The sequence below is a fragment of the Planktothrix sp. genome, from assembly GCF_046067725.1.
Taxonomy (GTDB): Bacteria; Cyanobacteriota; Cyanobacteriia; order Cyanobacteriales; family Microcoleaceae; genus Planktothrix.
On the sequence record NZ_JBJUDF010000334.1, the window covers coordinates 1 to 6,664 of the forward strand.

General features: G+C 35.6%; 8 protein-coding genes. 3 read left to right on the top strand and 5 right to left on the bottom strand.

The genetic code is table 11. The features are described from left to right. On the top strand, positions 1-1,206 hold a 1,206-nt coding region (locus tag ACKPEB_RS20780), incomplete at its 5' end, for an AAA family ATPase (protein ID WP_408966918.1). Between the two features lie 129 nt (positions 1,207-1,335). Here the strand turns inward: ACKPEB_RS20780 and ACKPEB_RS20785 are convergent. From ACKPEB_RS20785 to ACKPEB_RS20800, 4 genes are all read right to left on the bottom strand, one after another. Continuing rightward, complete coding sequence (locus ACKPEB_RS20785) at positions 1,336-1,599, bottom strand: hypothetical protein (protein WP_408966919.1); 264 nt, start codon at positions 1,597-1,599, stop codon at positions 1,336-1,338. After that, entirely contained in the window at positions 1,596-1,847 is a 252-nt protein-coding gene (locus ACKPEB_RS20790) for a hypothetical protein (RefSeq protein WP_408966920.1), read from the bottom strand. The genes ACKPEB_RS20785 and ACKPEB_RS20790 overlap by 4 nt, the downstream gene beginning before the upstream one ends. Before the next feature lie 148 nt (positions 1,848-1,995). Beyond that, positions 1,996-2,400 (bottom strand): type II toxin-antitoxin system HigA family antitoxin, encoded by a 405-nt coding sequence (locus ACKPEB_RS20795; protein ID WP_408966921.1) that lies wholly within the window; start codon positions 2,398-2,400, stop codon positions 1,996-1,998. Positions 2,401-2,537: 137 nt separating this feature from the next. Further along, on the bottom strand, positions 2,538-2,837 hold the full coding sequence (locus ACKPEB_RS20800) for a type II toxin-antitoxin system HigB family toxin (protein WP_408966922.1): 300 nt from the start codon (positions 2,835-2,837) through the stop codon (positions 2,538-2,540). 379 nt (positions 2,838-3,216) lie between these two features. On the opposite strand from ACKPEB_RS20800, the gene ACKPEB_RS20805 reads away from it, so the two are divergent. Further along, positions 3,217-3,417: a hypothetical protein gene (locus ACKPEB_RS20805; RefSeq protein WP_408966923.1), complete on the top strand. Its 201-nt coding sequence runs from the start codon at positions 3,217-3,219 to the stop codon at positions 3,415-3,417. Then, positions 3,414-3,674: a hypothetical protein gene (locus ACKPEB_RS20810; protein ID WP_408966924.1), complete on the top strand. Its 261-nt coding sequence runs from the start codon at positions 3,414-3,416 to the stop codon at positions 3,672-3,674. The genes ACKPEB_RS20805 and ACKPEB_RS20810 overlap by 4 nt, the downstream gene beginning before the upstream one ends. Positions 3,675-3,785: 111 nt before the next feature. Here ACKPEB_RS20810 and ACKPEB_RS20815 read toward each other — a convergent pair whose 3' ends face one another. Continuing rightward, the gene (locus tag ACKPEB_RS20815; RefSeq protein WP_408966925.1) at positions 3,786-6,392 is read right to left on the bottom strand and encodes a dynamin family protein; all 2,607 of its coding nucleotides are present in this window, start codon (positions 6,390-6,392) and stop codon (positions 3,786-3,788) included. Positions 6,393-6,664 lie beyond the last annotated feature (272 nt).

Here is a 6,664-nt window from a genome sequence, read left to right on the forward strand (position 1 = left end):
GATATTCAATCCATCAAAGAAGAAATTGATCGGGTTAATATTGAAATTCAGCAAGCCGAACGCAACTATGATTTAAACCGAGCGGCGGAATTAAAATACGGTAAACTTGAAGAACTCAAGAAAAAACTCAAAGCCACAGAAGCGCAATTAGAAGCGACTCAAACCAGTGGAAAAACCTTATTGCGGGAAGAAGTTACCGAAGCCGATATTGCAGAAATTATATCGAAATGGACAGGAATTCCGATTAGTAAATTAGTCGAGTCGGAAATGCAAAAACTCCTGAATTTAGAAGATGAATTACATCACCGAGTTATCGGTCAAAATGAAGCCGTAACCGCCGTTGCTGATGCCATTCAACGCTCAAGAGCCGGGTTAGCTGATCCCAATCGTCCCGTTGCTAGTTTCATCTTTTTAGGGCCCACAGGAGTCGGGAAAACAGAATTAGCAAAAGCCTTAGCTTCCTATTTATTTGATACCGAAGAAGCGATGGTGCGAATTGATATGTCGGAATACATGGAAAAACACGCCGTTTCCCGTTTAATTGGTGCTCCTCCGGGGTATGTGGGATATGATGAAGGGGGGCAATTAACGGAAGCCATTCGTCGCCGTCCTTACGCTGTAATTTTGTTTGATGAAATAGAAAAAGCCCATCCCGATGTATTTAATATTATGTTGCAAATCCTCGATGATGGAAGGGTTACGGATGCACAAGGTCATACTGTTGATTTCAAAAATACCATTATTATTATGACGAGTAATGTGGGATCACAGTATATTTTAGATGTGTCAGGTTCGGATTCTCAATATGAAGAAATGCGGGGTCGGGTATTAGATGCAATGCGGGCAAGTTTCCGACCGGAATTCCTGAACCGAATTGATGAAATGATCATTTTCCATGCGTTACAAAAAGAGGAATTACGGCAAATTGTTCGTCTCCAAATTGAACGGTTATCAAAACGGTTAGCAGACCGGAAAATGGCATTAAAATTATCAGATTCTGCCTTAGATTTCTTAGCAGAAGTGGGTTATGATCCGGTGTATGGAGCCCGTCCGTTAAAACGAGCCATTCAACGAGAATTAGAAACCCCCATTGCTAAAGCCATTCTTCGTAGTGAATTTGTGAATGGAGATACTATTTTTGTTGATATCGAAAACGAACGATTAGCATTTAAACGTTTACCCGTTGAATTGTTAACAGTTCAATAGCAGTAAATTGAGTTTTTTTTCTTACCTCTTACCTCATCGGTAAGGGGTATTTTATATGGGGAACTATAACAATAAACTAGGTATATCAAAATTTTTTTTCAATATTTACTTTATTTGCTAATCTTGAATTTACCCAAAAAACTCCTCATATTGATCATGACTACCAATCCAAAACCATGTAACTGTATCCTCTTGTAAAATTCCAATCGCACGATAATTTGGCGTAATTCTGACTGACAAAATATCCTCATCACGATTAATACACTTAAAGTGTAAGGAGGGATAAAAAGGATTATTTGACCATAAACGATACGCTTTTCTCGCTTCTTTGCGAATGTTGAGTGGAAGGCGATGATATTCTGACCAAAAAGACGGTAAAGTAGCAGACCTCATAATTGCTCATAGTCCATAGGTTGTGCTTGTCCTTGAGCAATTTGTTGTTTTGCCAGTTTTGCTGCTGCGACTAACTTGCTTTGGTTTTTTTGAAAAGATTGATCCCACTGCAATTCATCTTCAAAATCGGCGTTTTTGTTTTGTAGATCTTTAATATATTTTCGTAAATGATCAATAATCTGTTGTTGTTGAGCATCTGTTAGAGATTCTAGGATTTTAACAACGGTTGCTATATTTTCTTTTGACATTTTTGCTTTCAATGGTACTTATTAATCAGAATACTTGGATTATAACACCCATTAACTTGAGAAAGAAAAGCCGAGTTTCTTAACAAAACTTTTGGTTGTAGCCGATAGATAATATGAAAAACCCGGTTTCTGAGCCTATTCCGAATTACTATTTTAAATTTGGAAAAAATACAGCAGGGGACAAATGAAAAAACTCTGATAATTCTTGAATATGACGGGTAGTTAATTGACGTTTTTCATTGAGAACATCAGAGACAATAGATTCAGTTTTAAAGATAGAAACCAAATCTTTTTGTTTGAGTTGGCGTTCTGCAATTAAAACTTTTAAAAGTTCCACACCATAAATATCAGGAATTAGGTCTTCTTGTTGATTTTCATACTCAGAAACTAATGCACCCAAAACATCTAAATAGTCTTCTTCTTCTGGGGTGAGTTCAGGTTTATCTAGTAATTTATTGATCACAGCTTGAGTCGCTTCAAAATCTTCTTCAGAGGTAATGGGACGAGGCGGAAAATCTTGGAGGAGTTGCATATACTTTTCTGCTGTAACCATAGGTTTAATCTCTATAAAATTTTAAGCAAAAATGCTCAACTCAATTGATGATAAATTCTTCAGAAAAAAGGAAAGCTAAATGATTTTAATAACTTTAACGAGCTATATTTTAACCTTTACAGATTAGACTCCTGTTTTTAAAACCAAGTGTCTTTTTTCCAGTTGCCTTTACTATATTCTGCGTGTGTTAGCACGGCTCTAATATAGACTTTTCCTTTCGGAAATACGATTTTTACAATCAGTCTATAATTGTTCCCACAAATATTGAAAACCGTTAGTTGTCCAACAGCGTCAGCATGGGGAAAGGTTTGACGGACATTCTCTAAGTGCTTCCATTGGCTTTGACTGGCAATTTTATACCAACTTTTTAATCCGCTTTCTGCATTCGGATGCTTCTCCCAGAATTGTTTCAACAGAGTTTTGCTGATAACGTGCATAGGCAACTTGGTTCACAGATTAGGTTTACAGCCATCATCTGCTTTCCTTTGTTTAAGTGTGGTTTTACCCACTTTGTTAATCTTAGCATATTGCGAAGTTTTTAGTCAATCCTCCCAATCAAATTATCAGGAGACAATTTTCTAATATAGTAGAAAAACAGCAGAGATCATTAATTGGAATACTTGGATCATCACAGTAATTAACTTGGGAAATAGAAACGGGGTTTCTTAACAAAACTTTCGATTGTCGCCGATAGATAACATGAGAAACCCGGTTTCTGAGCCTATTCCAAATTGCTATTTTAAATACAGAAGATTAAATTAAATAAATAGGGGTATAATTAGCTATATTCCTAATTGCTGAATTTACTTTAAGTGTATGAGTAATTTACAGGAGATTGAACGTGCTGTTAGTCAATTAACGAAAGAGGAACTAGCAGCTTTCCGTGTTTGGTTTGCAAAGTTCGATGCAGAAATCTGGGATCAGCAATTTGAACAAGATGTTACAACAGGTCGGCTCGATAGGTTGGCTAAACAAGCACTCCAACATCTACGGGAAGGACGTTGTACTGACCTGTGAAATATTGTGCAACCCCTGATTTCTGGTATTACTATCGACAGTTACCGAATGAGATTCAAGAACTAGCTGATCGATTCTATGAGTTACTCAAGCAGGATTCTCGATATCCTTCGCTGCACTTTAAGAAGGTGGGGCCATTCTGGTCAGTGCGGATTGGAATCCACTATCGAGCTTTAGCAGTCGAAGAAAACGGTGAAATGGTGTGGTTTTGGATTGGTTCCCATGCAGAGTACGACCGATTATTAAGAAGTGAGTAAGCTAGGGAAATAGAAACCGGGTTTCTTAACAACAGTTTCGGTTGTCGCCGATCGATAACATGAGAAACCCGATTTCTGAGCCTAGTCGTAATAGATCGTTGTATACCTTAATTAATAGGTAACTTCAGTAACAATAGCCTCTAATTCATTTTGAATATTTTTGAGTTTTTGGTGTTGTTTATTAATCCAAACAATCGTTTTTTCTTTTTCCTCTAAAGTTTTAGTATGAGCTTCTTCTTGTTGCTCAATCAAATTTTCATAGAGTGCCATTGCTTGCTCAATAATATCAGCAACGACAAGATATCGTTCTTGATAAACTAATTCAATATTTTCAATAATTGTATTAAAAGTTTCTTCTTCAGATTCAAAAAACTTTTTAAAACCTAAGTCATATACCTGCCACTTACACTGAGTATAAACCTCATCTTGATCTGGCTTACCAAATAAAAAACCTCCAATGACAGCCGCTAGACCTCCAACAAGCAGTGCAGGGATAAATCCTAAGCCTAAAATGCCAAGTAATGCACCTGTAGTTAATCCACCTGCTCCCAAACTACCAAACATATTGAATCCACCCTCATCATTATTTTGGCTACCAGCCATGAAAGAGTTAATTCCCAAATTATTAGCTCTAATATTACTCGCCATGTTGCTAGTAAATTGTTCATCTAAATTAGTTCCTAGTTGATTACCCAATTTTTGTAAATCTATTCTAATTGCCTCTAATTCGGAATGAATTAGACTATTTAGCTCTTTTACCTGTTGGGATAAAATTTCAGATTGTAAGTCATCAATCCAATTTTGTATTTCTTCAGAAAGATCTTGAGTAAATTGTTCGCAGTAATCCTGTAACACTTTCTCCTTATCCGCAAAAGGTGAATGTTGCGATGTCCATGTATTAGCTTTTTTTGCTATACGTTCTCCCAACCCTTGAGCCCATTTATTCCAAGATTCAATCGCGTATTCTACGGAAACAGTTATACTATATTTTGCCTGCTCTAAAATCTTAAGATCTCGTCCACTTGCTTCTCCAATTTTCTCAAAAATTTCCAGTTTTGCTGATTCAGAAATTTTAATTTTTCCTTCTAAAATTTTCTCATACTGTTTCAAATCATTATCGGCTATTTCAGTTAATGCTTGAATTCGATTTACACTAGAAGCAACTTCAAGTTTGCCTCGCTCATTGACTAAAAAGTCTTGAAGACAATTAATAAAATAATCAAAAGTTTCTATGTATTCATTATGCTCATTATTCACAATAGCATCTAAGGCTAATTTTGCAGAAATATAGTGAATTCGATTTTCTCCTGAAATAATGGGGTTTTTCCCCTGAATATTCTCTTCAATTCGTTTAGGAATTTGATTGCGTCCCTTCTCAGTTTGTACCAAGTCCCAAAAATTAACTAAAATAAAAAGATTATTAGCAGGTTGATCAGATAATCCTGAATTTAAGGTAAGTTTTAATCCTTCTATCACATCTCGTTCTGATTTAGCTAAACAACGGGAAGCACTGGTGATAAAAATAGCTGCATCCGTATCTTTAAGAATCTTTTGAGTAATCGCTTCTCGATCAGGATGTTCATTCAACCCAGGAGAATCAATAATTTCAACTCCACTGCTACAAATGTCTAAATCAGGATGTTCAAAAATAATTTCCTCAATTTCACAATGAGTCAGTTCATCACTTAAATTTCCAATAGCAGCTTCTTCCGAAATACTCACTTTTTCTTGATAATTTTCTATAGGAAGATCTTCTTTTCGTCCATCTTTATAACAACAAATAACCCGTTTTTCCTCTCCATATCGTAAAACACTCACGACCCCAGTACAAGGAATTTCTCGTACAGGCTGAATCTCTTCACCGACTAACGCATTTAAAAAGGTTGATTTTCCTTGACTAAATTCTCCAACCACCGTTACACGAAACCGTTTTGATTGATTTTTCTTAGAAATTTCTTGAAGATCATCAATTAAATTTTTAGACCAGCAGACTTGATGCTCATCTTGAGCAATAATCTGATAAAATTGATAACAAATATTATCTAATTCTTGGTGATCACTCTGAATTTGCTTGAGGTTCTCATAATTAGGTAAAACCCGGATTTTATCTCGTTTTAATCTAGGCTTTTGGGGTAAAAATTCAACAATATGTTTAGCCGCTATAACAAAAATATTATCTAATAATTGAAATTGAGCCGGATCAAGTAAGCGATGCACTTCAATCAATGCTTCTTGATCTTCAATAACTAAGTTGGTAAAAGCGGATTCAAAAATTTGTATATGTCGAGAGTCAATATTAATTTGATCAGCAATGTTTTCTAAATAATCTTTTTCTCTAAGTTCTATCTCACCATCTGAAGCAGACATTTGATAACCAAAACCGATTAATAACAGTTTCTCGGTATCAGACAGAGGAGATATTAATAATAATAAGTCATTGAGGTTTTGATAAATTTTAAAAAAAAGAATATGTTTTGTAAAAATAGGAACTAATTTTTTTAAATTACTGTTAGGAGGAATCAGGTGAGTTAGATTCGTTTTCCAACGCTCTCTTTCTTGAGGTGTAATTGTACCATCCTGGTAAATAACACCCATCAACACGCACAGCAACGATGCCATAAAAACGACCGCAGGGGTAGCGTCTTTTTTCTGAAGTTCTTGCCCGGCCATCCGTGATAGTAAAGCTAGACACTCAGAGTTAATTAAGCTGATGTCCATATATCAGTTCCATCGAATTTATTAGATTGTTAATGGCTCTATGGTATCATAAAAAGTAAAGCATTATCAATTAACTTACGGTAAAGTAAGCATAAACAAAGATCACAAAAAAAATAAATAGTTGATAGAAGTTAAATTTTATTAACTTTTTACTCTGACTCAATAAAGGAGAAAAACGATGGAGTACATCTTTAGTGCGGGTAATCAAGCTCTTTGGGCTGCGGGTAAGCTGATCCAAGTGACAACCAATACAGGTCAACTTTTACCCATAT

Coding starts and splice junctions, on each gene's coding strand:
- ACKPEB_RS20785 (WP_408966919.1), bottom strand. CDS start 1,599: ATGAGGTCTGCTACTTTACCGTCTTTTTGGTCAGAATATCATCGCCTT.
- ACKPEB_RS20790 (WP_408966920.1), bottom strand. CDS start 1,847: ATGTCAAAAGAAAATATAGCAACCGTTGTTAAAATCCTAGAATCTCTA.
- ACKPEB_RS20795 (WP_408966921.1), bottom strand. CDS start 2,400: ATGGTTACAGCAGAAAAGTATATGCAACTCCTCCAAGATTTTCCGCCT.
- ACKPEB_RS20800 (WP_408966922.1), bottom strand. CDS start 2,837: ATGCACGTTATCAGCAAAACTCTGTTGAAACAATTCTGGGAGAAGCAT.
- ACKPEB_RS20805 (WP_408966923.1), top strand. CDS start 3,217: ATGAGTAATTTACAGGAGATTGAACGTGCTGTTAGTCAATTAACGAAA.
- ACKPEB_RS20815 (WP_408966925.1), bottom strand. CDS start 6,392: ATGGACATCAGCTTAATTAACTCTGAGTGTCTAGCTTTACTATCACGG.